Here is a 23,228-nt window from a genome sequence, read left to right on the forward strand (position 1 = left end):
GTTAGTGCTTATTGACATACGCAGGCACTTTCAGTCAGACAATGCAAATCCTTCCACCGATTGCCCTTTGCGTCCCTGGCTGACCAAGTGGGGTATTGCCTCGCAAACACTTTACCGTCACGCTTGATCCAGTTCAGAAGCGTCAAAGAAAATACCGATTCAAATGTCATTTCCAGATATACCCACAGCGCTTGGCCAAGGGAAAATCATCTGTCCGCGATGCAGTGACCCGGCCTGCCGCGTCAAACGCACGCTGCGCGATCGATTCATGAGCTTATTCAAGCCCTTCAAGCGTTATCGCTGCGACTATTGCGGCTGGTCTGGAACGGTTTGACCACGCCCGCGAGGCCAGTGCGGGCAGGTTGCCAGAGCGCCGCCAACCCGGCCTCACGCATTCAGCTGCCGGTGGGTTCAAGCAAAAACCCCCTGCGCTCATTCCCCGCCCATGTAGATGAACTTGGCCAGGAATACCGCGGCGATGATCCAGGTCATCCAGTGCACCTCTTTGGCCTTGCCGGTGAAAAGCTTCAGGGCTGCGTAAGTGATAAAACCGAACGCCAGGCCGTTGGCGATGTTGTAGGTGAAAGGCATCATCAACGCGGTCACGACGCCCGGCACGACTTCTGTCGAATCGTCCCAGTTCAACTCGGTCAACTCGCGCAGCATCAGGCAGGCCACGAAGAACAAGGCCGGAGCCGTGGCATATGCCGGCACGACGCCGGCGAGCGGCGAGATGAACAGGCAGGCGAGGAAGAGGACCGCCACCGTCAACGCCGTCAGGCCGGTGCGCCCGCCCGCCTGCACGCCGGCCGCACTTTCGGCGTAGGCCGTGGTGCTTGAAGTGCCGAGGAGCGATCCGGCGAAGATCGCCGCGCTGTCCGCCAGCAGCGCCTTGTTGAAGCGCTCCATCTTGCCCGGCACCAGCAGCCCGGCGCGCTTGGCCACACCCATCAGGGTGCCGGTCGCGTCAAACAGTTCGACCAGAAAGAACACCAGCACCACGTTCAGAATGCCGCCCTTGAGCGCGCCGCTGATGTCAAGCTGCAAGAAGGTGGGCGCGATCGACGGTGGGGCCGCGAAGAGGCCGGCGAACTTGTTGCCGCCAAAGAAGAACGACATCACGGTGACGGTCACGATGCCGATCAGGATGGCCCCGGGCACGCGGTATTTGTCAAGCACGACAATCAGGATGAAGCCAATCGCGGCCATCGCCACCGCCGGTTTGTGCAGATCGCCCAGGGTCACCAGCGTGGCCGGCGACGCAACGACAATGCCCGCGCTTTTCAGCGCGATGATGGCCAGGAACATGCCAATGCCCACGACGATCGCCGTGCGCAGCGACTGCGGTATGCCGCGCACAATCAGCTCGCGCAGGCCAAACAAGGTGATTGCCAGGAACAGGCAACCCGAGATGAACACCGCGCCCAGTGCGGTTTGCCAGGTGTAGCCCATCGCCCCAACCACGACGAATGCGAAATAGGCATTCAGCCCCATGCCCGGCGCCAGCGCGATCGGGTAGTTGGCGTACAGCCCCATGATGGCGGTGCCAAGGGCGGCAATCAGGCAGGTCGCTACAAACACGGCGTCCGGCGGCATGCCGGCGGCCGACAGGATCGAGGGGTTGACGAAGATGATGTAGGCCATCGTCAGGAAGGTCGTCAGGCCCGCGACGATCTCCGTGCGCACATTGGTGCCGTGCGCTTTGAGCTTGAAAAGCTTCTCTAGCAATTGCATTTTTTGTCTCCAGGAATAGCTCTTGGTTGTGGTTTCTCCGGCGCTTTGCGCTTCGGCCCGCAGTCACTTTTTTTGGATTGTGTTTGTTGTGCTTGCCCCCTGGTGTTTCCTGAATCACGCCGTGCCCTGCGGCATCAGGCGCCGGTTTTGCCGTTGTAACGATTCACGCCCGCCACATAGGCGCAGACCAGGTTGCGCTCGTCCGACAAGGTCATCCAGGCAAACACCCGCTCATGCAGGCCGGTTGCCATGGCGTCGCGGCGCTGCGCAACCGGCCCGCTGGCCCAGTCCCAGACACAAACATCGGCAGTGCAGCCAATTTCGAACGAACCGATTTCGTCGGCCAGGCCCAGCGCCTGTGCCGAACCGAGCGTGGCCGCGTGCAGCGCCTTCCACGCGGTGAGGCGCTGGCCGTTCAGGGCCTGGATCTTGTAGGCGTCGGCCATGTTGCGCTGCATCGACAGGCTGGTGCCACCGCCCACATCGCTCGCCATGCTGACAGCCACACCCGCCTGCAATGCGGCGCGCCAGTCGAACAGACCGCTGCCGAGGAACAGGTTGGACGAGGGACTGTGCGCGATGAGCGCGCCGGTGTCGCGCATTACGGCGCGGTCGTTGTCGTCGAGCCAGACGGCGTGCGCGAGCACGCTGCGCGAATGCATCAGGCCGGCGCGGGTGTAGACGTCGAGGTAGCTGCGCGCCTCGGGAAACAGTTCGCGCACCCAGCGCACTTCGCCGCGGTTCTCGGCCACATGGGTCTGCATGTAGGTGGTTGGATACGCAGCGCAAAGGCGCCCTGCCATCGTGAGTTGCGCGGGCGTGCTGGTCGGCGCAAAGCGCACCGTCACGGCGTACGCCAGGCGCTCTTTGCCGTGCCAGCGGTCGATCAGGTCGATGCAGTCGGCTTCGGCCTTGGTCACGTCGTCGCACAGGCCGGCGGGGGCGTTGCGGTCCATCAGCACCTTGCCGGTGATCAGGCGCATGCCACGGGCGCGCGCGCCAGCAAACAAGGCCTCGACGCTGACCTTGTGCACGGTCGGAAACACGACGGCGCTGGTCGTGCCGCTGGCCAGCAGCGCATCAAGGAAGCGCGCCGCACCGGCCTGCGACTCGGCCGGGTCGGCAAAACGCATTTCGGCCGGAAAAGTGTAGGTATTGAGCCAGTCCAGCAATTCGGTGCCATAACTGGCAATGATGTCGATCTGCGGGCTGTGCACATGGGTGTCGATGAAGCCCGGCAGCAGCAGCTTGCCGCGGTGGTCATGTTGCGTCCAGCTTGCATCGGGCAGTTGGTCGCCGGCCTGCACGCCCTTGACGCGGCCATTCTCGATGAGCAGCCAGTGGTCGGCGCGAAAGCGCACGGCAGTGGAATCAACTACCCCCCATTCAGGCGTGCCGGTGAAGTCAAGCAGGTCACCGCGCAGCGCGACGCGGGTGGGTGAGGTGGTGTTCATGGGTTGCGGGCTCAGTTGGTTCGGGGATGGATGTTTGTTTCAAAGGGCGGGGCGGACGAGGCGCCTGGCCGGCGGCGTTGCAGCATGCCGTGGCCGGCCAGGTTGCGGGCCACGCCCTGCACCTGCTCGCGCAACCAGCGTCCCGAAGGCGATGCATGCGTCAGGTCGTGCCAGAGCTGGTAATACTGCAGCGTAGGAAACGGCGCGGGGCAGCGCACGATGCGCACCGGCAGGGTGTCAACGTAACGCGAGCAGAACAGCCGCCCGGTGGTCAGCACCAGCAGGCTTTGCGCCACCATCAGCGGGATCAGGCTGAAATGCGCGCTGCGCACGGTGATGTTGCGCGCCAGGCCAAGCGACACCAGATGCTCGTCGATCACACCGGGCGCGGCGCCCTGCGCACCGGCGTGCAGCGGCATCGGCGCGACGTGTTCGCAGGCCAGATAGCGCTCTGCCGTCCAGGCGCGCGTGCTGGCGGTGCGCACGACCGGGTTGTCTTCGGCCACCAGGCAGACGATCTCGTCGGACATCAGCGGCCCCAGGTGCAACTCGTCCGGAGGCTTGAGCCAGTTGCCGATCACCAGATCGACCTGGCCGGCCGCCAGACTGCGCCGGTAGTCAAATTCCCCGGACAGCGGCAGCAGTTCCAGCCGCACCAGCGGCGCGGCCTTCTTGATGTGCGCGACCAGTTCGGGCAGGAACAGCGGGTCCAGGTAGTCGCTCGCAGCGACACGAAAGGTGGTGCTGCTTGAGAGCGCGTCAAAACCGCGCTGCCGCGAATGCTGGCTGAACAACCGGTCCGCGTCTTTCAAAATCCGGCTGGCCGGCTCAAGAAGTTCGAGCGCCGCCGCAGTCGGCAGCATGTCGCCGCCCGCCCGCACCAGCAACGGGTCACCCGTCAGTGCGCGCAGCCGTTTAAGCTGGGCACTGACAGCGGGCTGCGTGCTGTGCAAGCGCATGGCGGCCCGGGAAACGCTGCGTTCGGAGATCAATGTGTGCAAGACCCGTATGAGGTGGAGCTCGATCTTGTCGAAATTCGGACGTTCAACCATATTCGCAAACAGATAGTTAATATGCTTGCAAGAATATACCGATCGTTCCAAAAAGGACTAACTTTCGGGATGCACAAGATTCACCCCTCCTTCACGTGAGCGCTCCATGAAAACCCGTCCGATCCGCTTTTTTCACCACGGCGCCGTTGTCGAAGTCAGCGGTGCCCACCCGACCCGCAGCGTGCTCGACTGGCTGCGCGAGGATGCCCGCTGCACCGGCACCAAGGAAGGCTGCAACGAGGGCGATTGCGGCGCCTGCACGGTTGTCATCGGCGAATTGCCTGAACACAGCGCGTCAGCCGGCAGCGCGGTGCGCGGCCTGTCACTGCGCACCGTCAACGCCTGCATCCAGTTCCTGCCCACGCTGGACGGCAAGGCATTGTTCACAGTCGAGGACCTGAAGGCGATGGGCGAGTCAGCGCAGTCAACGCAATCGGTCACACCGCCGCCGCTTGAATATGACAAACCACACGCCGTCAAGGCCAGCGCGCTGCACCCGGTTCAGCAGGCCATGGTCGAGTGCCACGGCTCGCAATGCGGCTTTTGCACGCCGGGCTTCGTGATGTCGCTGTGGTCCACCTATGAACACCACAATGCCTGCGGCACCCGGCCGACACGCCAGCAACTGGCAGACGATTTGTCGGGCAACCTGTGCCGCTGCACCGGCTACCGGCCGATTCTGGACGCTGGCCAGCACATGTTCGAGCTGCCTGCGCTGGCGCTGGACACCACGCCGGTGATCGCCGCACTGAAGGCGCTGCAGGCTGAATCGGGCAGCACACCTGGCACTTTCAGCTACGCCGGCCTCAACGCCGACAAGCGCATCGACACCTTCCATGCGCCAAGGACGCTGGCCGCGCTGGCCGAATTGCGTGAGCACAATCCGAAGGCGCAGTTGCTGGCCGGTTCGACCGATGTGGGACTGTGGGTCAACAAGCTGTTCCGCGACCTGGGCGACATCATTTTTCTTGGCAACGTTGACGAGCTCAAGCGCATTGACGAGCGGGTTGGCGCGCACGGCGCCGAGCTGTACATTGGCGCAGGCGCCTCGCTCGAAGCCGCGTGGAGCGCACTGGCGAGCCGCTTTCCCGCGCTGGCCGACGTGTGGCTGCGCTTCGCGTCACCGCCGATTCGCAACGCTGGCACCATGGGCGGCAACGTCGCCAACGGCTCGCCGATCGGTGACTCGCCGCCGGTGCTGATGTCGCTCGATGCGCAAATCGAACTGCGGCGCGGCGCCCGTGTGCGCCGCATGCTGCTTGAAGACTTCTACCTTGATTACATGAAGAACCAGCTGGAGCCGGGCGAGTTCGTGCAGGCGCTGGCGATTCCGCTGACCGTGACTTCGCGCCAGGTGCGCGCCTACAAGATCAGCAAACGTTTCGACTGCGACATCTCGGCGCTTTGCGCGGGCTTTTCGATCGAACTCGACGGCGATGTCGTCAAGACCATTCGACTGGCCTACGGCGGCATGGCGGCCACCGTCCGGCGCGCGGCCGGTGCCGAAGCCGCGCTGCTCGGGCAACCCTGGAGCCAGCAAGCCGTGAACGCCGCCAGGACCGCGCTGGCAGGCGACTACCAGCCGCTGTCCGACATGCGCGCCAGCGCAGGGTATCGCGTTCAGGTCGCACAAAATCTGCTGCAGCGTTTCTGGTTAGAGACCCGTCGCCAGAATCCCTTGCCCGCCCAGTCAACCAGCGTCTTCAGCGTGATGCCGCATCAGGCGGCGCATAAACTGCCCGGCATTGCCGCTTTTGCGACCCAAAACACGGGAGCCTGAGATGAACAAACCCATCGATGCCCTGCTGCTGCTGCTGCCGTCCGAAGCCTTTGCCGACTACCGCAAAAACACTGCAGCGCGGATCGACCAGAGCGCCGAAGCCAATGCCATGCGCAATGGCGCCCGCGTGGGCGTGAGCCGCCCGCATGAATCAGCCCACTTGCACGTAGCCGGTGAAGCAACCTACATCGACGACATTCCCGAACTCGCCGGTACGCTGCACTGTGCGCTCGGCTTGTCGCCGGTGGCGCATGGCAAGCTGACCGGCATGGCACTGGACACCCTCCGCGCCCTGCCCGGCGTGGTGCTGGTGATTTCAGCCTCCGACATTGCGGGTCCCAACGATTGCGGCTCCATCGTTCACGATGACCCGATTCTGTGTGACGGTGAAATCCGCTACCTTGGCCAACCCGTGTTCGCGGTGGTGGCCAGCACGCGCGAAGCCGCCCGCCGCGCTGCGGCGAAGGCCGGGGACGTGCTGACGATCGCCGCCGAACCGCCGGTGCTCACGCCCCAGCAGGCGCACGCCAAGGGCCAGTATGTGCTGCCGCCGATGCACCTGGTGCGCGAAACCCACGGCGGCGCGCAGGCGGCGATCGCCAAGGCGCCGCATCGCCTCAAAAGCACGTTTGAAGTCGGTGGTCAAGAGCAGTTTTACCTCGAAGGCCAGATCAGCTACGCAATTCCGACCGAAGGCGGCGGCATGCACCTGTACTGCTCCACGCAGCACCCGAGCGAAATGCAACACCTGGTCGCGCATGCCCTGCAGCTGCACGCCCACGATGTGCATGTCGAATGCCGGCGCATGGGTGGCGGCTTTGGCGGCAAGGAGTCGCAGTCGGCGATCTTCGCGTGCGTCGCGTCGGTGGCGGCCGCCAGGCTGAAGCGACCGGTCAAGCTGCGGCTCGATCGCGACGACGACTTCCTCATCACCGGTCGGCGCCACTGCTTCTGGTACGAATATGAAGCCGGTTACGACGACGAAGGTCGCGTACTGGGCGCCGAGATCACGATGGTTTCGCGTGCCGGCCATTCGGCCGACCTGTCCGGCCCGGTGATGACGCGGGCGCTGTGCCACTTCGACAACGCCTACTGGCTGCCCGATGTGGCGATGCACGGCTTTTCGGGCAAGACCAACACGCAAAGCAATACCGCGTTTCGCGGCTTCGGCGGTCCGCAGGGCGCCATTGCGATCGAGAACATTCTCGACTCGGTGGCGCGCGCGCTTGGCAAAGACCCCATGGACGTGCGCCGCGCCAATTTCTACGGCAAGGACAACAACAACGTCACGCCCTATGGTCAGGTCGTCACCGACAACATCATCCACGAGCTCAGCGCCGAGCTGGAGGCGAGCAGCGACTACCGTGCGCGCCGTGCGGCCATCACTGCGTTCAACACCACCAGCCCGGTGCTCAAGCGCGGCATCGCACTGGCACCGCTGAAGTTCGGCATCTCGTTCAACGTCAAGCATTTCAACCAGGCCGGCGCGCTGGTGCATGTGTACAACGACGGCTCCATCCTGGTAAACCACGGCGGCACCGAAATGGGCCAGGGCCTGAACACCAAGGTTGCGCAGGTGGTCGCGCACGAACTGGGTGTGAGCTTTGACAGCGTGCGCGTGACAGCGACCGACACACAGAAGGTCGCCAACACCTCGGCCACCGCCGCCTCAACCGGAGCCGACCTGAACGGCAAGGCCGCACAAGACGCCGCGCGCCAGATTCGCGAGCGACTGGCCGTGTGCATCGCCGGCCACCACGGCGGCGCGCCCGAAGCCGTGCGTTTTGCCAACGACAAGGTCGAGGTCAACGGCCGAAGCCTGCCCTTTAGCACTGTCGTCGCCCAAGGCTACCTGGACCGTGTGCAGCTCTGGTCCGATGGTTTCTATGCCACGCCGGGCCTGAGCTGGGACAAGGAAAAAATGTTTGGCCGCCCGTTTTACTATTTCGCCTATGGCGCGGCGGTCAGCGAAGTCGTTGTTGACACGCTGACCGGCGAATGGAAACTGCTGCGCGCCGACATCCTGCACGACGCGGGCAAGTCGCTGAACCCGGCCGTTGACATTGGCCAGATCGAGGGCGCGTTCATTCAGGGCATGGGCTGGCTGACGACGGAACAGCTGGTCTGGCACCCGACCACCGGCAAGCTGATGACCCATGCCCCCAGCACCTACAAGATCCCGACCGCCAACGACTGCCCGCCAGTTTTCAACTGCCGGTTGTACGACGGCCAGAATGTCGAGGACAGCATTCACCGCAGCAAGGCGGTTGGCGAGCCGCCGCTGCTGCTGCCGTTTTCGGTGTTCTTTGCGATTCGCGACGCCGTTTCGGCAGTGGCAGAACACCGTGTCGACCCGCCACTGACAGCACCGGCCACCAGCGAAGCCATCCTGCGTGCCATCACTGCCGTTCAGACGGCAGCGTGAACCATGATTTTTCTGCGCGACATTGCCAGTGACTGGCTGGCGGCAGGTCGCCCGGCTGTGCTGGTCGAAGTGACCGGCGCGCGCGGCTCGGTGCCGCGCGAGGCGGGCACGCGCATGCTGGTCAGCGCCTGCCACGCCGCCGGCACGGTTGGCGGCGGCCATCTTGAATTGAAGGCCATCGAACAGGCGCGTTCGATGCTGGCCAATGGAAGGGCTGCGCCGAAAACCGTGCATTACCCACTCGGGCCTGCGCTGGGCCAGTGCTGCGGCGGAGCGGTGACGCTGGGTTTTTCGCTGCTCGACCGGCAAGCGCTGGCGTCCTGGCCGCAAGCCGCGCCGCGCTTTTATTTGCAGCTGTACGGTGCAGGCCATGTCGGCCGCGCTATCGTGCGTGCGCTGGCGCCGCTGAACTGCGTGGTGGACTGGATCGACGAGCGCGAAGAGGAATTCCCGGCCACCTTCGACGAATCCGGTGGTGCGTGGCCGGGACACATCCGCAAGGTCTGCGTCGATGCGGTGCAAGCCGAAGTGGCGCTCGCCCCGCCCGGTGCCTTTTATCTGGTGTTGACCCACCAGCACGACCTTGACCAGCGCATCAGCGAAGCTGTCTTGCAGCGCGGCGATTTCGGGTTCTTCGGGCTGATTGGATCCAGAACGAAAAAACAGCGTTTCATCCACCGCTTTGAGCAACGCGGTTTTCAGGCATCCCTGATCGAGCGCATGACCTGCCCGATCGGCATCGAGGGCATCGAAGGCAAGGAGCCTGAAGTGATTGCCCTCTCGGTCGCAGCGCAACTGCTGCAGGCTTCGCAGTCGATTGAAAAGTCTGTGTTGCCGTCTTGTCCAGTGAGCGAACAGACCACTTGGTAGCGCGGGTGCGGACACGAACAACCCTCACGGCCATAAAATTTATTGCATAAAGTCATGCATATTTTGCATAAATTTTACGCTCAACTCTCGGACATGCAGGCAGCAAGTTCATAAAATGCTCTCATCGGGCGCCCGCTGAGGGCCGCGCCATCTCATCGCTACAGCTTGAAAAATCTGATGCCGTGTTTGGTGGCACTTCTCCATGGTCAAGCCTCATTTCGAAAAATGTTTTCCACCACCGCCATTGTGGTGACGCCACGTTTTTCGAAATAACGCTTTTTAACCTTGGAGTTTTTTCGATGAACCAACCTGCGATGCAAGGGCTTGAAATCAATACGCCCGCTTACGTCAAGAATGCAAAACTGATCGCCTGGGTCGCCGACATGGTCGCCCTGTGCAAGCCCGACACGGTCTACTGGTGCGACGGCAGCGACGCTGAATACCAGCGCCTGTGCCAACAACTGGTGGACGCCGGCACCTTCAAAAAGCTCAACGAAGCCAAGCGCCCCAACAGCTTTCTGGCCTGCTCCGACCCGACCGACGTGGCACGGGTTGAAGACCGCACCTACATTTGCTCGGCCCAGAAAGAAAACGCTGGCCCGACCAATAACTGGATGGAGCCGGCCGAAATGCGCGCCACGCTGCAACCACTGTTCGACGGCTGCATGAAGGGCCGCACGATGTATGTCGTGCCGTTCAGCATGGGTCCGCTGGGCTCGCCAATTGCGCACATCGGCATCGAACTCTCAGACAGCCCGTATGTAGCCGTCAACATGAAGATCATGACGCGCATGGGCAAGGCCGTGTTCGACGTGCTTGGCACCGAAGGCAATTTCGTGCCTTGCGTGCACACTGTCGGCGCCCCGCTGGCACAGGGCCAGCAAGATGTGAGCTGGCCATGCAACAAGACCAAGTACATCGTGCATTACCCCGAAACGCGCGAAATCTGGTCTTATGGCTCGGGCTACGGTGGCAACGCGCTGCTGGGCAAGAAATGCTTTGCCCTGCGCATCGCGTCCAACATGGGCCGCGACGAAGGCTGGCTGGCCGAGCACATGCTGATCCTGGGCGTGACGACTCCGGAAAACAAAAAATACCATGTGGCGGCCGCATTCCCGAGCGCTTGCGGCAAGACCAACTTTTCGATGCTGGTGCCGCCTGCAGGTTTTGACGGCTGGAAGGTCACCACCATCGGCGACGACATCGCCTGGATCAAGCCTGCCGCTGACGGCAAGCTTTACGCCATCAACCCCGAAGCGGGTTATTTTGGCGTCGCCCCCGGCACCAACATGCTGACCAATCCGAACTGCATGCTCAGCGTTCGCGGCAACACGATTTTCACCAACGTGGCGCTCACCGACGATGGCGACGTGTGGTGGGAAGGCATGGAGCAGGACGCACCCGGCAAGGCATTGCCAGCGCACCTCATCGACTGGCAGGGCAAGGACTGGACGCCGCAAATCGCCAAGGAAACAGGCGCCAAAGCCGCACATCCGAATTCACGCTTTACCGTTGCCGCCACCAATAATCCGGCCCTCGACCCCGCTTGGGACGACCCAAAAGGCGTGGCGATTGACGCCTTCATCTTCGGCGGCCGCCGCTCGACCACCGTGCCCCTGGTGACTGAGGCACGCAACTGGGTTGAAGGCGTGTACATGGCAGCGACCATGGGCAGCGAAACCACGGCAGCCGCCACCGGCCAGGCCGGCGTGGTGCGGCGCGACCCGTTCGCGATGCTGCCCTTCATGGGCTACAACATGAGCGACTACTTCCAGCACTGGCTCGACCTGGGCGAAAAGCTGGCCGCTTCCGGCGCCACGCTGCCAAAAATCTACACCACCAACTGGTTCCGCAAGGGAGACGACGGCAAGTTCGTCTGGCCTGGCTATGGCGAGAATATGCGCGTGCTGGCCTGGATGATCGACCGCATCGAAGGCAAAGGCCAGGGCGAAGACCATGTGACCGGCGTCAGCCCGAGCTACGAAGACCTGAACTGGACCGGCCTGGACTTCAGCGCCGAGCAGTTCAATACCGTCACCAGCATCGACAAGGCGGCGTGGCTCAAGGAACTGGAACTGCATGACGAGCTGTTCAAGCAGCTGGCTTACCACCTGCCCAAGGAACTGGGCGACACCAAGGCCGAGATCGAGCGCCGCCTGGCGGCCTGATACCGCATTGACTTGAAGCACTGGCCTCCCTGAAGAGGCCAGACGCAAAAAAGCCACCGGGCTCAGGTGGCTTTTTTGCGTCCGGGCGCTGAAGGCGCGCACCGGTCGGTTTCGCTTGGAGATCGCTTAGATGTGATAGCGCGTGTGCGGCTGCGCCATGAAAGCATTCAGCTTCGCGGCAGGCTCGGCTGCCATGGCCGGGGCCACGACGTCTTCAACGGCTTCGCTGCGCGACATCGCCGACTGCAGGTCGGCCATCACGCGGCTGTCCTGCCTGGCGATCGCCCACAGGCGCTGGTCGGCGCGGGCTTCGGCAATACGGCGCGACCACCCGTCGAGGCTGCATTTGACCTGCTGGCCGGCGGCGCGCAAGGTGGTGGCAAAAAAGGCCAGCGCCGAGAACAATGCAATCCACAGTCCCATCCAGATCATCAGCAGGTGACTTTCATCTGCGCTGTCCATGACTTCATAAGCCACTGCGATCACTGCCGCTGCCAGGGCGGAACCGAGCAGCAAGGCTGCGCCGCGCTTGCCCGAGACGTCGCGCGGAACCTGTTGCACGGCATCCATCAGGGCCTCCATCCGGTCGGCGCCGTGGTGATGGTCGGGTTGGGGTGTGTTGATAAAGCTGGTCATGGTGGTTTCCTTCGTTCTGGTGTGCTTCCGGGTAGGGGTAGCGGGTAAAGAGATATTAGGGTTTTTACTAATACTATTCAACTTTATATGTGTGATGTTGTTCATTCATAAAATTGATGAGTGAGTCACCATGCCATCACAACAATCTGTCAGGCCACCCAACTTCCGCACGCTCGACCTGAACCTGCTGCGGGTGTTCGACGAGGTCATGGCCGAGCGCAGCCTGACGCGTGCGGCGCGCAACCTGGCGCTGACGCAGCCGGCCGTCAGCAACGCCTTGCGCCGGCTGCGCGAAACGCTGGGCGACGAGCTGGTACAGCGCAGTGGCCAGGGCATGGCGCCGACGCCACGTGCATTGGTGATCTGGCCTGCCGTGCGCGAAGCGCTGGGACAGTTGCAGGCGGCGCTGATTCCCGACGAATTCGTGCCTGGCCAGGCGACCAGCAGTTTTGTGCTGGCCATGGCAGACGCCACCGCCGCCGAGCTGATACCGGGCTTGAGTGACACCCTGGAGCAGGAAGCGCCCGGCGTCAGCCTGCGGGTCGTTCCCCTGTCCACGCGCGACCCCCGGCAGCTGCTGGAGACGCAGGCGTGCGATCTGGCCGTGGGTCACTTCCCGTCCGTATTGCCTGACCTGACGGCAAAGGCGCAAAACGGCGAAACGATGCCGTTTTTTTTCCAGCGGCTGTACGACGGCGAGTACGTCTGCGTGATGCGTAAAGACCATCCGCTGGCCGGTGGGCGATTGAGTCTGGACGACTTTTGCGCAGCCCGCCACATGCTGGTGAGCTTTTCCGGCAGGCCCTATGGTTTTATCGACGAATCATTGGCAGCGCTGGGCCGCGAGCGTCGGGTGGTGCTGACCGTGAACCAGTTCTTCACCGCCGGCCAGGTGGTGGCCCACTCCAACCTGTTGACGGTGCTGCCGCGCCATTTCGTGCGCGTCACCGGGATTGCCCGGCAACTGGTGCTGCAGCCTTTGCCGTTTGCGGTGTCGCCGGTGCATGTGGACTCGCTGTGGCACCGGCGCTCGGACCGGCTCAGCGCGCATGTCTGGTTGCGGCGCGCTGTTCTGCGGGCAGCTGAAAAGGCTTTTACGGCTTGAAAAGGCCGCCGCTGCTTTGAATTGGGTGGCTGGTGTTCAGCGAATGACGCTCAGGAAAGCGCGGGCTGCGTGGCGCAGCTCCTGTGCCTGGCGCGGGTCGCGTCCGGCACCGGCGTCGGCGCGCTCCATCAACTGGTGCGCGACCCCGCCGGCAGCAGCCACGGCATTGCGTGAAGACATGAAACCGGCGATTTTGGAAAGAATGCGGAACATAAGAAACTCGGTTCTGTATTGGAAGTGGTGATGGATCGATAGTAAGGGTTTTCCCTATGTTTGTACAGCCCATGCCCTTTACTCAGCCATGCCGATACGGCATGGCCGCATTCAAGCTGGTCTGTGCGCCAGAAAAAATCCTGGCGAGGAAGGACTTTCGCGCCTTCCCGCACAATCGGTGGTGTGAACATCCAGCTTCTTTCCGACCTGCACCTTGAGTCCAACCCCTACTTCAAAGCAACGCCGCTGCCAGGCGCCGACGTGCTGGTGCTGGCGGGCGATATCGGCTCTTACCAGGCGGGCTCGCTGCTGACCCGCCTGGCGATTGAGGACTTTGGCCTGGCGCGGTTTTCGCCCTTGCCGGTGGCCCAGGGCGGCGCGGGCTGGCCGACGCCGGTGGTGTTCGTGCCGGGCAACCATGAATACGACGGACTGGAATGGGGCGAAGCCGACGCCCGGCTGCGCGAAGCCTGCCAGCGCCTGGGAATCGTCTGGCTGGAACGCGAGTGCGTGCAACTGCAGGGCGTGCGCTTTGTCGGCTGCACCTTGTGGACCGATTTTGATGCGCTGACCACCGCCGCCGGCAGCCAGGGCAACGCAGCTGACAGCATCACCCTGGGGGAGCAGCTCAAGATGCGTGAAAAAGCTTTTCGCGCCGCCAATTTCTACCTCAAGAAGAACCATGCGCTGCGCCTGGGCCAGCCCATGCTGGCCGAAGCCATGCGCGAAGAGAGCCTGAAAAGTCAGGCCTGGCTGCGTCAGGCGCTGGCGCTGCCCTTTGACGGCCCCACGGTGGTGGTGACGCACTTTGCCCCCAGCCTGCTCAGCGCCGACCCGCGCTACGGGTTGACGCCGGGGTCGGCCGGGTTCTGCAATTCGCTGGACGAGTTGCTGCCACTGGCCAGGCTTTGGCTGCATGGTCACCTGCATTGCCCGAACGACTATGTCAGGCATGGCTGCCGCGTGGTGGCCAATCCGCTGGGTTATGCGCGCAAGGGCGAGCAGGAAGGCTTTCGTCCGTCGCTGCGCATTGCGGTTCATCTATAAGCCTGACAGGGGTGTTGAATTGACGCACCAGCGGCGTGCCGGTGGCTAAACTACGGTTTTGACCAAGGAGCACACCCCATGAAGATTCTTCTGGCCGTTGACGGCAGCACCTACACCAAGAAAATGCTCGCCTACCTGACCACGCACGACGAGCTGTTCGGCGCGCGCAATGAATACACCCTGCTCACGGTGCAGCCCCCCTTGCCGCCCCGGGCGCGGGCGGCTGTCGGCAAGGAAATCGTTGACAGCTACTACGCCGACGAAACCGAAAAGGTCATGGCACCCATCACTGAATTCCTGTCGCACCACAACCTGGCGGCCAAGCGCGAATGGAAGGTGGGGCATGTGGGTGAAACCATTGCCAGCTTTGCCGACGAAGGCAAGTTTGACCTGCTGGTGATGGGTTCGCACGGTCATGGCTCGATTGCCAATCTGGTGATGGGTTCGGTCGCGACGCAGGTCCTGTCACGTTGCAAGGTGCCGGTGCTGCTGGTTCGCTAGTATTGCAGCAGACCGGTTTGCGGCGGCGGCAATGGCCATGAAAACCAGATCTGACCGGTATGATTTTGCTATCTAAAAAATAGCAAACTTTGATTCGCCTATAAGCGCATAAGCCCTAGAATCTTTAAAGACCTCGGCTGACACGCACCCATCATTTTTCAGGCACCTTCAGCGCCTAGGGCGAAATAGAACGTGCCAGCGTCCCCTTGCAGTGGCGCACAGCTGAACAGTTTTCCCGGCATTTTCAGAGCCACCGTACCAGAGGCAAGCCCTTGGCTGGAGTGTGGGACGCCGGCACAACAGCAACGCCGGGCGGTTCAGCGCATTGCAGCGAATGCTGGACGAAGATGCATTGCCGATAAGCAATTAGCAATCCGACCGACCACTTCTTTGTTCAGGACGTGCACCTCTTGCACGGACCGTCAGCCTGAGCGCGGGCGTACGCGCCAAAGGCGCCGTCCATGCCTGGAAGGTCACTTGGCACGGGCGCCTCAAACCGTGGCTGCAGTGCTCTCACGGCGTTGCAACGGGTTCACTAGGGCACTTGGGAACATTCAACCTTTAATGACGGCGTAAACTTCATTTTTGGCGTCCCGCCTCTTGAAGTTCACATCCAAGTGAAAATAGGCGCCCCTTCAAGCTCACACCACGTTTGACAAGCCTCCTGCCTGCAGTTATCTATCGGGTCAAGCCTTTCATACGGAGCAACATACTCCTTAAAGAACTATTTGACATTGATTCTTCATGCAGTCCGAGTGCGACCGTTACCAAAAATCCATCGTGACTTTCTTGAAGCGATTGAGGCGCTTGAATGACGATTCCCGTCCCAGCCCCGATGCCTACCTACCGCCGCTGGTTGCCCTGGGCTGGCGCACTGCTTGGTCTGGCGTTGCTTGTCTGGGTATTACGCGGTTTCGATCTCAACCGCTTTCTGACCACGCTGGCTGGCGCTGATCTTTTTTATCTTGCGCTCGTTCCAGTGGGGCAGGCCCTTGAGCAACTGGTGCGCGCATGGAAGTGGCGGCAGATTCTGAGCCCCTTGAAACTGATCGGCACCCTGCGGCTGTTCGGTGCCGTGATGGCGGGCTATTTGATCGCCAGCCTTGTCCCGTTTGGTTTTGGAACGATTGCCCGTTCATGGATCATTGCGCGAAGTGACCAACTGAAACTTCCAGCCGTGCTGGCCACCGTCGCGCTGGACCGTATCACCGATGGTGTGATTTTTGCCTGCCTCGTGCCCATTGCCTTGTTCGCGGTTGCGTTTGCCGATCCGACGGGAGACATCCGGACCGGCTTGGTCTGGAGCGGTGCAGGAAGCCTGGTGTTTTTTGTGCTCGTGGGGTGTGCGTTATGGGCCTATAAAAGCGGCATGCTCTCGGAACAAGGCAGGGCAATACGGCTCATTGAGCGTTTGCCTTTTCGTTTGAGCCAACCTGTTTCACGTATGGCGATATCTTTCAGCGACGGCATCGTCTGGCCGAATGATAGGTGGCGGGGATCTGCCATCATGCTTGCCAGCCTTGGCATCAAGCTACTGGCAGCAAGCCACTTTTTATGGGCAGGTCTGGCTTTTGGAGTGGTGCTGGCGCCATCGCAGTATGTCTTCATCCTGGTTTTTTTAGGGTTTTTGATCATCCTGGGCCACTTCGCGCGGGTGGCAGGCAGCTTCATCATCGGTGGCATCTTCGCGCTGCGCCTGATGGAAGTGCCAAACGAACAGGCGCTGGCCATGGTGTTGGTGGTGGAGGCGGCAAACCTGCTTTTGGTAGCAGGGATTGGTGCGTTGTCGATGTCGTGGCAAGGCATCAACTTAAGGGAATTGCGCGTTTCCCAAGGGTCGGCAGACGTGCGTACAGGGTTCGAAAGCGATGCTGCCTAATTTTATGAGGAATCGGGGTTGAGGTGAACGGCTTCGATTGTGCTGTCGATGATGTCAAGTGCGAGGTTCAAAACGCGCTTGAGTTCGTCGGTATTACTGAAAGAGCGGTCGCGCAGCCAGCGATCCGGTGGACGAATGCGGGTATTCCACGCGGGAGCTTTTCCGGGCTTCATTGAACGCATTGGCCAGCGTGCGCTCTAGCGCCAACCGGTGGCCGCGCCGATCAGCCCAGCTGCCTGGGTGACCAGCAGTTTCCAGAAGCCCCGTATCAGCTGTTCGCGCCCAGCGGCCGGAGCCTCATTCGCATTGGTTCTGATGGGAGGTTCTGAAAATGTTAGCTCAGCAGCGCATTCACCAAACAAATGCAACCCTAGAACTTTGACCGGCTGGCCCACAAAGAAAAGGATGCGCGCCGTCGGCTTGGGTCATGCCACACGCCAATACCGAGGCGATGGTCCATCACCTGCATGCTCTGAGCGAAGCGGTGCCTGCAGGCCGTGTTGTGCCGGTGATGTGCCACGCTGGATGACGCACCACACCCAAACTACCGCCCTCTCAGTTTTATCCCGCCATGAAACCAGCAGCGTGTCAATGTCAGTTTCGGGCACAAAGCCTTCGGGTCGGAGGCTCCAGGATTCAGCCGGCCAATGCCATTTCAGCCGACCGCGTCAGTGCGCTGGTCAACGCATCAAGCACTTCGGACTCCAGGTTCCAGCAATGCCAGTAAAGCTGGATCAGCAGCACACACGAAGGCGCCAGGTTCACCAGCCGGTGCTGGTCAAGCAGGGGTTGCGCCAGCAGGCGCGGCAGCACGCTGGCGCCCCAGCCGGCCAGCACGGCGCGCACCTGGCCTTCGGAGGAAGGCACGAACAGCTGGTTCAGCATGACGCGTTTAAGACCGAAAGCCTGGCCGACAAACTCGCTTTGCATGTCGTCCTTGCGGTTGAAGGCGACGAAATCGATCTCGCGAAAGTTGTGCGCCGTCAGCGCCTCGCCGCCGAGCCGCTCCTGCGCCAGCGCCGGCGTGGCGACGGCGACATATTCCATCGCGCCGAGCGGCACCACCTTGCAGCCGCGCAATGCCTGTTTGAGCGTGGTGACGCAGCCCAGCACCTGGCCCTGGCGCAGCCATTCATGGGTGAAGTCCTGGTCGTCGGTGATGATTTCCATTGGCAGCCCTGACTGCGCCAGAGCGGTCAGCGCCGGCAGCGCCCAGGTGGCGATGCTGTCGGCATTGATGGCAATCGAAATACGCTCTTCCTCTCGCGCGCCGCGCAGCGAACTGGGCGCGAGTTCCTTCAGGTCACGCTCCAGGTCAGCGCGCAGCAGGCGCAGCATGCGGGTGTGCTTGAGCAGCAGCTGCCCGGCCGAGGTCGCCTTGAGCGGCCGGCTGCGCACGATCAGCACCGTGCCCACCTGGGCTTCAAGCGCGCGCAGCCGCTGCGACACCGCCGACTGGGTGATCGACAGTCGCCGCGCGGCGCGTTCAAAGCCGCCTTCCTCCACAATGGCTGCCAGGCATTCCAGCGCGTCCGGGTCAAAAGTGCTCATGGGAAATGGCTTTCAGTATTATTGATCCGGCCCGATGAAGTATCAAGCGGCATAGCGAACACGCCGATCCTGGAAATAGGCGATAACTCGCTCAGGCGTGCGTTCGAGCAACGTCATGTGCTCATTGGCAGCATCGCGTAATTTGGCTTTGCTGCGCACCGGTACGCGCTTTCCCAACTCTTGCTTGAGGTCCGCGTTCAGGCGTTCCTCCGGGTTGAGTTGCGGGCTGTAGCTGGGTAAATAGAACAGTTCGATGTCCTCCTTATGTTCAGCCACCCACGCCTTGACGATTTTGCTGTGATGAACCCGCAAGTTGTCCAAAATCAAAAACACCTTTTTTTCCGCATCCTTGATCAGCGCTTGCAAGAATTCGATGAGCTTGTCCGCGTCAAACGCATCGTCAATGATCATCCAGCGGGTCTTTCCCTGGTTGGTCACCGTGGCAATCATCGAGAGCTTTTGCCGGGTGCCGCCGATGGTCCTGGCCACGGGCGTTTTCCCAGCGGGCGCAAAGCTTCTGCCGCGCACATCCGTGTTGACAAGCGCCGTCTCGTCACCCCAATGGATTTCAGCGCCCTCCTGACGGGCACGTTGCTCTATCGCCGGGTACTCCCCTTCGAGCCAGGCTTGCACCGCTTCAGGGTTTTGTTCGTAGGCGCGCTTGATAGGCTTTTGAGGAGTAAAACCCCAGCGGGCCAGGTATTTGCCAACGCTGCGCACCTGCAGCTTGACCCCGTACTCCTGCTCGATGAGTTGGCCCACGGCCGCCCGGCTCCACAGGAAGAAATCCATCTTGAGCTGCTCAGGGCGTTGGTCGATGATGCTGCGCTGAACGTTGCCTTCCTGGGCTTGGCTCAGGGTGCGCCCAAGACCCTGGCTGCGCCCTCGCAAGGCCGGTCGGATCGCCGGCCAGCCGCCCGCATCAAAGAGATCGATGCACCTGCGCACAGCCGGGTAGCTCAGACCCGTCATGGAGACAATTTGCATGATGCCTATTGCCCTTTTGTGCAGCCTCACGACTTGCTTACGCCGCTCGTGAAGCTGCTCCAGCGTCTGCTTTCTTGCATTTTCTTTTTCCATCTTTCTTCGATAGAGAAAATTCAATAAAGTTCATACTTCATTGGGCCGTATCAATAGTTGCGCTGATGATTTAGCTGACAGTTTAATTTGACTGTTACAAGCTGCCAAGCTCCTGCACACTTGCGCTTTGCACAAGGGGAACGGCATGAAAGTTGTGGTTTTGGGCGCAGGCATCATTGGCGTAAGCACTGCCTGGCATTTGCTGCAGCGCGGGCACGAGGTAACGGTGGTCGACCGGCAGCCCGACGCTGCACTGGAGACCAGCTTTGCCAATGCCGCGCAGATTTCCGTCAGCTACTGTGAGCCTTGGGCCAACCGCGACGCGCCGCTGAAGGCGCTGAAATGGATGTTCCGCGACGATGCGCCGCTGCTGTTCCGGCCGCGCATGCCGTTTGGCGAAGGCTGGCAGCAATGGCGCTGGGGCCTGCAGTTCCTGGCGCAGTGCAACGATGCGGCCTTCGAGCGCAATGTGCAGCAGCTGGTGGCGCTGGGGGCCTACAGCCACGCCGCGCTCAAGGACGTGGTGCGGACCACCGGCATCGACTACCACCGGCTGGAGCGCGGCATTGCGCACTACTACACCGAGCAAAAATCGTTTGACACCGCCGGCGACGCTGCTGCGCTGATGCGCAAGTACGGCGTGGCGCGCCGCGTCGTGAGCACCGCCGAGTTGTTGAAGATCGAGCCGGCCTTGAGCCAGTTTGCCGACCACATCGTCGGCGGCACCTACACCGCCAGCGACGAAAGTGGCGACGCCCGTGTGTTTACCCAGTCGCTGGCCCGGCGCTGCGCAGACGGCGGCGTTAATTTTTTATACAGCCACGACGTGCTGCGACTGGATGCAGTTGGCAATGCTATTGAATCAGTCGCTATACGGGCCCGCCCATCAAGCGCCAAAGGCATAAAAGATGGGAAATTGACACATTTGAAGGCCGATGCGGTGGTGGTGGCCTGCGGCTCCTACAGCGCGCCGTTGCTGCGCAGCGTCGGCGTGGATTTGCCGATCTATCCGGGCAAGGGCTACAGCGCCACCTTCAAGCTGCTCAAGCCCGAGCTGGCGCCGTTTGTCAGCACCATCGACGACGAAGTCAAGTGCGCCATCAGCCGCCTGGGCAACGAGTTGCGCGTGGCCGGAACCATCGAGGTCGGCAGCTACGACCTGTCGCTCGACACGCCGCTGGCCAAGGCCAGGTGCCGCATGCTGGCCCAGCGCATAGAAAACGTGTTTCCCGGCGTCTGCGACACGCGACTGGAAGAAGAAGGCGGACAGCCAAACTTCTGGACCGGCCTGCGCCCGGCGACGCCGACCAACATTCCCTACATCGGCAAAACCAAAATTGGCCGGCTGTGGGTGAATGCCGGGCACGGCACGCTGGGCTGGACGCACGGCGCGGGCTCGGGCAAAGCCATGGCAGAACTGATCAGCGGCGAGGCGCCGGCCATGGCTTTCGACTTTTACGGCTACCCACACGGCCGCCGTGAGTCCGGGCTGTCTGCAGCCTGAGCTTTTTTGCACCGCGCACGGTAACGGTTTGCCTTAAAGCGCCTGAAAGTGCCTGAAGGGTCATCTTTTCCTACAGGCACTGCTTTTTCAGGCTGACAGCCGGAAGGTCCAAAGTCGGCGACAGTGAAAAAATGACCACTCAAAAATCCAACACGTCACCGGCCAATTCCCCTGACCAGCCCGCTGCTGGCAAGGGCATGCCCGCCAAAGACCCGCAAGCGCAAGCGCCCATGGTCGGCAAACAGCCCGACCTGAAGGACAGCGCGGCCGGGGACCGGCTCGAATTGCCCAGCGACCGTGACCAGGCGCAGGACATGACCAACGGCCAGCCCAGCCCGCATATCAAGCAGGCCGCTCAGGATGTGAAGGACGGCAAGAAGGACACCAGCAAGGCGACTGAGATGGACACCGCTTACAAGAAGCTGTGAAGGGTTGATGCCACGCGGCAATGCTGCCTGCGCGTTATGTTGCGGTCCGTTCAGGGGCCGGGGCGAAAATGAAAAGTTTTTTACTAAAATAGGCTTTTCCGTATATTAGACAAGTGTTTCTAGCTATTCATTTAATAGCATTCAAGCGCATCGAATGCTTTCCAGGCCCAGCGCAGTCAACCGGGATATAGGGGTTGAGGCAACGCACTCTCGCATCCAAAACCCTTAGCGCCAGCACCAAAGCCGGTGCTCACCAGTGGCATCAGTTAAATTAGCCCTCTATGTTGCCACTCTCCCCACTTCGCAAAGCGAACAGCCCGAGCTTTTCGCCCCGGGAATTCCGTGCCTCGCTGGCAATGTTTGCCACCGGCGTGACCATCGTCACGGCACGCACGCCAGCCGGCGTTCTGGTCGGCCTGACCGCCAATTCCTTCAACTCGGTGTCCCTTACTCCACCGCTGGTGCTCTGGAGCCTGTCGCAAAGCGCCAGCTCAATGGCCGCGTTCAGCACCGGTTCGCACTACGCCATCAACATCCTGTCAACCGGCCAAAAAGAACTCGCCGAGCGCTTTGCCAGCCGGCATGAGGACCGCTGGGCGGATGTGGCCTTCACCGACGGCGCCAGCGGCGCGCCCTTGCTGACCGGATCGGCCGCCACCTTCGAATGCTTCAACCGCAGCCGCTACGAAGAAGGCGACCATGTGATCTTTGTCGGCGAGGTCGAGCGCTGCAGCCACCAAGCCGGCGCTGCGCCACTGCTGTACCACGGCGGCAGGTTCTACACCGAGCACCCGCTCTAAGCCGGCGTCACCGCCTTTCGGCCGGCCTTGCCGGCAAACGGAAATCGACCACGTTTTTGCATTTTCCAGTGCCACGGACGCCCCATGACTGAACGCAAAACCCATCTCGACACTTTGGCGGTCTCGCTGCTGCTGGGCTGCTGCCTGTTCTGGGGCCTGCAGCAGGTATTGATCAAGGCCACGCTGGCCGAAATACCGCCCATCTTTCAGGCGTCGTTGCGTTTTGTCGGGGCGACCGCACTGCTCTGGCTGTGGTGCGCATGGCGCCGGATTCCGCTGTTCAGCCGCGACGGCTCGCTGCGTGTCGGGCTGCTGGCAGGCGCCCTTTTTGGCGGTGAGTTTGCCTGTATCTATTTGGGCCTGCAATACACCACGGCGTCGCGGCTGACGGTGTTTTTGTACACCTCGCCGTTTTGGGTCGCGCTGCTGGTGCCGTTTTGGGCGCACTCGGAAAAGCTGCGCGGCGTGCAGTGGGTCGGGCTGCTGTGCGCTTTTGTGGCGGTGGTGTTCGCGCTGCGCGAAGGCTTTTCCGGCGGCGCGGCATCGACCGTTCGCGGCGACCTGCTGGCCCTGGCGGCCGGCATGCTGTGGGGCCTGACGACGGTGGTGATCCGGGCTTCCAGGCTGGTGAAGCTGCCGGCGGAAAAGATGCTGTTCTATCAGCTGGCCGTCAGCGCTGTGGCTTTCCCGGCGCTGTCGCTGGGACTGGGCGAAGTCTGGACCTGGCACTTCAGCACTTTTGGCCTGGTGTCGCTCGGCGTGCAGACGGTGATTGGTGCCTTTGCCAGCTACCTGGCCTGGATGTGGATGCTGGGCCGCTACCCGGCCACGCAGATTTCGACCTTTGTTTTTTTCACGCCGCTGTTCGCGCTGCTGTTTGGCGCGCTGTGGCTGGGCGAAGCGGCCAAGCCCAGCCTGCTGGCGGCGCTGGCCACGGTAGCGGCAGGCATTGTGCTGGTCAACCGCAAACCGCGCACTGCAGCCTGACCCGCAAGGCGCCA

20 protein-coding genes are annotated in these 23,228 nt (G+C 62.0%); 12 read left to right on the plus strand and 8 right to left on the minus strand.

The window, feature by feature from the left end; genetic code table 11:
• Positions 1–432 precede the first annotated feature (432 nt).
• The 3 genes from H4V98_RS02080 to H4V98_RS02090 form a co-directional block, all read right to left on the minus strand.
• On the minus strand, positions 433–1,734 hold the full coding sequence (locus tag H4V98_RS02080; protein WP_196862650.1) for an NCS2 family permease: 1,302 nt from the start codon (positions 1,732–1,734) through the stop codon (positions 433–435).
• A gap of 134 nt (positions 1,735–1,868) precedes the next feature.
• Positions 1,869–3,188 (minus strand): guanine deaminase, encoded by a 1,320-nt coding sequence (guaD, locus tag H4V98_RS02085; RefSeq protein WP_196862649.1) that lies wholly within the window; start codon positions 3,186–3,188, stop codon positions 1,869–1,871.
• Between the two features lie 11 nt (positions 3,189–3,199).
• Positions 3,200–4,240: a LysR family transcriptional regulator gene (locus tag H4V98_RS02090; protein WP_196862648.1), complete on the minus strand. Its 1,041-nt coding sequence runs from the start codon at positions 4,238–4,240 to the stop codon at positions 3,200–3,202.
• 106 nt (positions 4,241–4,346) lie between these two features.
• Between H4V98_RS02090 and xdhA the strand changes: the two genes are divergently transcribed.
• The 4 genes from xdhA to H4V98_RS02110 all read left to right on the plus strand — a co-directional run bounded on the left by xdhA (position 4,347) and on the right by H4V98_RS02110 (position 11,483).
• On the plus strand, positions 4,347–6,020 hold the full coding sequence (gene xdhA, locus H4V98_RS02095) for a xanthine dehydrogenase small subunit (RefSeq protein ID WP_196862647.1): 1,674 nt from the start codon (positions 4,347–4,349) through the stop codon (positions 6,018–6,020).
• Position 6,021: 1 nt separating this feature from the next.
• Positions 6,022–8,445, plus strand: a complete 2,424-nt coding sequence (gene xdhB, locus H4V98_RS02100; protein WP_196862646.1) for a xanthine dehydrogenase molybdopterin binding subunit — start codon at positions 6,022–6,024, stop codon at positions 8,443–8,445.
• A gap of 3 nt (positions 8,446–8,448) precedes the next feature.
• Complete coding sequence (xdhC, locus tag H4V98_RS02105) at positions 8,449–9,315, plus strand: xanthine dehydrogenase accessory protein XdhC (RefSeq protein WP_196862645.1); 867 nt, start codon at positions 8,449–8,451, stop codon at positions 9,313–9,315.
• A 299-nt stretch (positions 9,316–9,614) separates the two neighbouring features.
• Positions 9,615–11,483, plus strand: a complete 1,869-nt coding sequence (locus H4V98_RS02110; protein WP_196862644.1) for a phosphoenolpyruvate carboxykinase (GTP) — start codon at positions 9,615–9,617, stop codon at positions 11,481–11,483.
• A gap of 126 nt (positions 11,484–11,609) precedes the next feature.
• Here H4V98_RS02110 and H4V98_RS02115 read toward each other — a convergent pair whose 3' ends face one another.
• Entirely contained in the window at positions 11,610–12,119 is a 510-nt protein-coding gene (locus H4V98_RS02115; RefSeq protein WP_196862643.1) for a hypothetical protein, read from the minus strand.
• A gap of 130 nt (positions 12,120–12,249) precedes the next feature.
• Between H4V98_RS02115 and H4V98_RS02120 the strand changes: the two genes are divergently transcribed.
• Positions 12,250–13,224 carry a LysR family transcriptional regulator gene (locus H4V98_RS02120; RefSeq protein WP_280757254.1) on the plus strand — a complete coding sequence of 325 codons (975 nt, stop codon included), beginning with the start codon at positions 12,250–12,252 and terminating at the stop codon, positions 13,222–13,224.
• A gap of 36 nt (positions 13,225–13,260) precedes the next feature.
• On the opposite strand, the gene H4V98_RS02125 is transcribed toward H4V98_RS02120, so the two are convergent.
• Positions 13,261–13,404, minus strand: a complete 144-nt coding sequence (locus tag H4V98_RS02125) for a hypothetical protein (RefSeq protein ID WP_280757255.1) — start codon at positions 13,402–13,404, stop codon at positions 13,261–13,263.
• A gap of 216 nt (positions 13,405–13,620) precedes the next feature.
• On the opposite strand from H4V98_RS02125, the gene H4V98_RS02130 reads away from it, so the two are divergent.
• The 3 genes from H4V98_RS02130 (at position 13,621) to H4V98_RS02140 (ending at position 16,864) form a co-directional block, all read left to right on the plus strand.
• On the plus strand, positions 13,621–14,484 hold the full coding sequence (locus H4V98_RS02130) for a metallophosphoesterase (RefSeq protein WP_196862640.1): 864 nt from the start codon (positions 13,621–13,623) through the stop codon (positions 14,482–14,484).
• A gap of 78 nt (positions 14,485–14,562) precedes the next feature.
• Complete coding sequence (locus tag H4V98_RS02135; protein WP_196862639.1) at positions 14,563–14,985, plus strand: universal stress protein; 423 nt, start codon at positions 14,563–14,565, stop codon at positions 14,983–14,985.
• An 811-nt stretch (positions 14,986–15,796) separates the two neighbouring features.
• Positions 15,797–16,864: a lysylphosphatidylglycerol synthase transmembrane domain-containing protein gene (locus H4V98_RS02140; protein WP_196862638.1), complete on the plus strand. Its 1,068-nt coding sequence runs from the start codon at positions 15,797–15,799 to the stop codon at positions 16,862–16,864.
• A 2-nt stretch (positions 16,865–16,866) separates the two neighbouring features.
• On the opposite strand, the gene H4V98_RS02145 is transcribed toward H4V98_RS02140, so the two are convergent.
• The 3 genes from H4V98_RS02145 to H4V98_RS02155 all read right to left on the minus strand — a co-directional run bounded on the left by H4V98_RS02145 (position 16,867) and on the right by H4V98_RS02155 (position 19,495).
• On the minus strand, positions 16,867–17,037 hold the full coding sequence (locus tag H4V98_RS02145) for a hypothetical protein (RefSeq protein WP_196862637.1): 171 nt from the start codon (positions 17,035–17,037) through the stop codon (positions 16,867–16,869).
• 463 nt (positions 17,038–17,500) lie between these two features.
• On the minus strand, positions 17,501–18,415 hold the full coding sequence (locus H4V98_RS02150; protein WP_196862636.1) for a LysR family transcriptional regulator ArgP: 915 nt from the start codon (positions 18,413–18,415) through the stop codon (positions 17,501–17,503).
• A gap of 42 nt (positions 18,416–18,457) precedes the next feature.
• Positions 18,458–19,495 carry an IS630 family transposase gene (locus H4V98_RS02155; RefSeq protein WP_036804692.1) on the minus strand — a complete coding sequence of 346 codons (1,038 nt, stop codon included), beginning with the start codon at positions 19,493–19,495 and terminating at the stop codon, positions 18,458–18,460.
• A gap of 145 nt (positions 19,496–19,640) precedes the next feature.
• On the opposite strand from H4V98_RS02155, the gene H4V98_RS02160 reads away from it, so the two are divergent.
• The 4 genes from H4V98_RS02160 to H4V98_RS02175 all read left to right on the plus strand — a co-directional run bounded on the left by H4V98_RS02160 (position 19,641) and on the right by H4V98_RS02175 (position 23,214).
• Complete coding sequence (locus tag H4V98_RS02160; protein ID WP_196862635.1) at positions 19,641–20,999, plus strand: D-amino acid dehydrogenase; 1,359 nt, start codon at positions 19,641–19,643, stop codon at positions 20,997–20,999.
• 131 nt (positions 21,000–21,130) lie between these two features.
• Complete coding sequence (locus H4V98_RS02165) at positions 21,131–21,427, plus strand: hypothetical protein (RefSeq protein ID WP_196862634.1); 297 nt, start codon at positions 21,131–21,133, stop codon at positions 21,425–21,427.
• Positions 21,428–21,708: 281 nt separating this feature from the next.
• Entirely contained in the window at positions 21,709–22,227 is a 519-nt protein-coding gene (locus H4V98_RS02170) for a flavin reductase family protein (protein WP_196862633.1), read from the plus strand.
• A gap of 84 nt (positions 22,228–22,311) precedes the next feature.
• Entirely contained in the window at positions 22,312–23,214 is a 903-nt protein-coding gene (locus H4V98_RS02175; protein ID WP_196862632.1) for a DMT family transporter, read from the plus strand.
• Positions 23,215–23,228 lie beyond the last annotated feature (14 nt).

It is taken from the genome of Polaromonas sp. CG_23.6 (assembly GCF_029892315.1).
GTDB lineage: Bacteria > Pseudomonadota > Gammaproteobacteria > Burkholderiales > Burkholderiaceae_C > Polaromonas.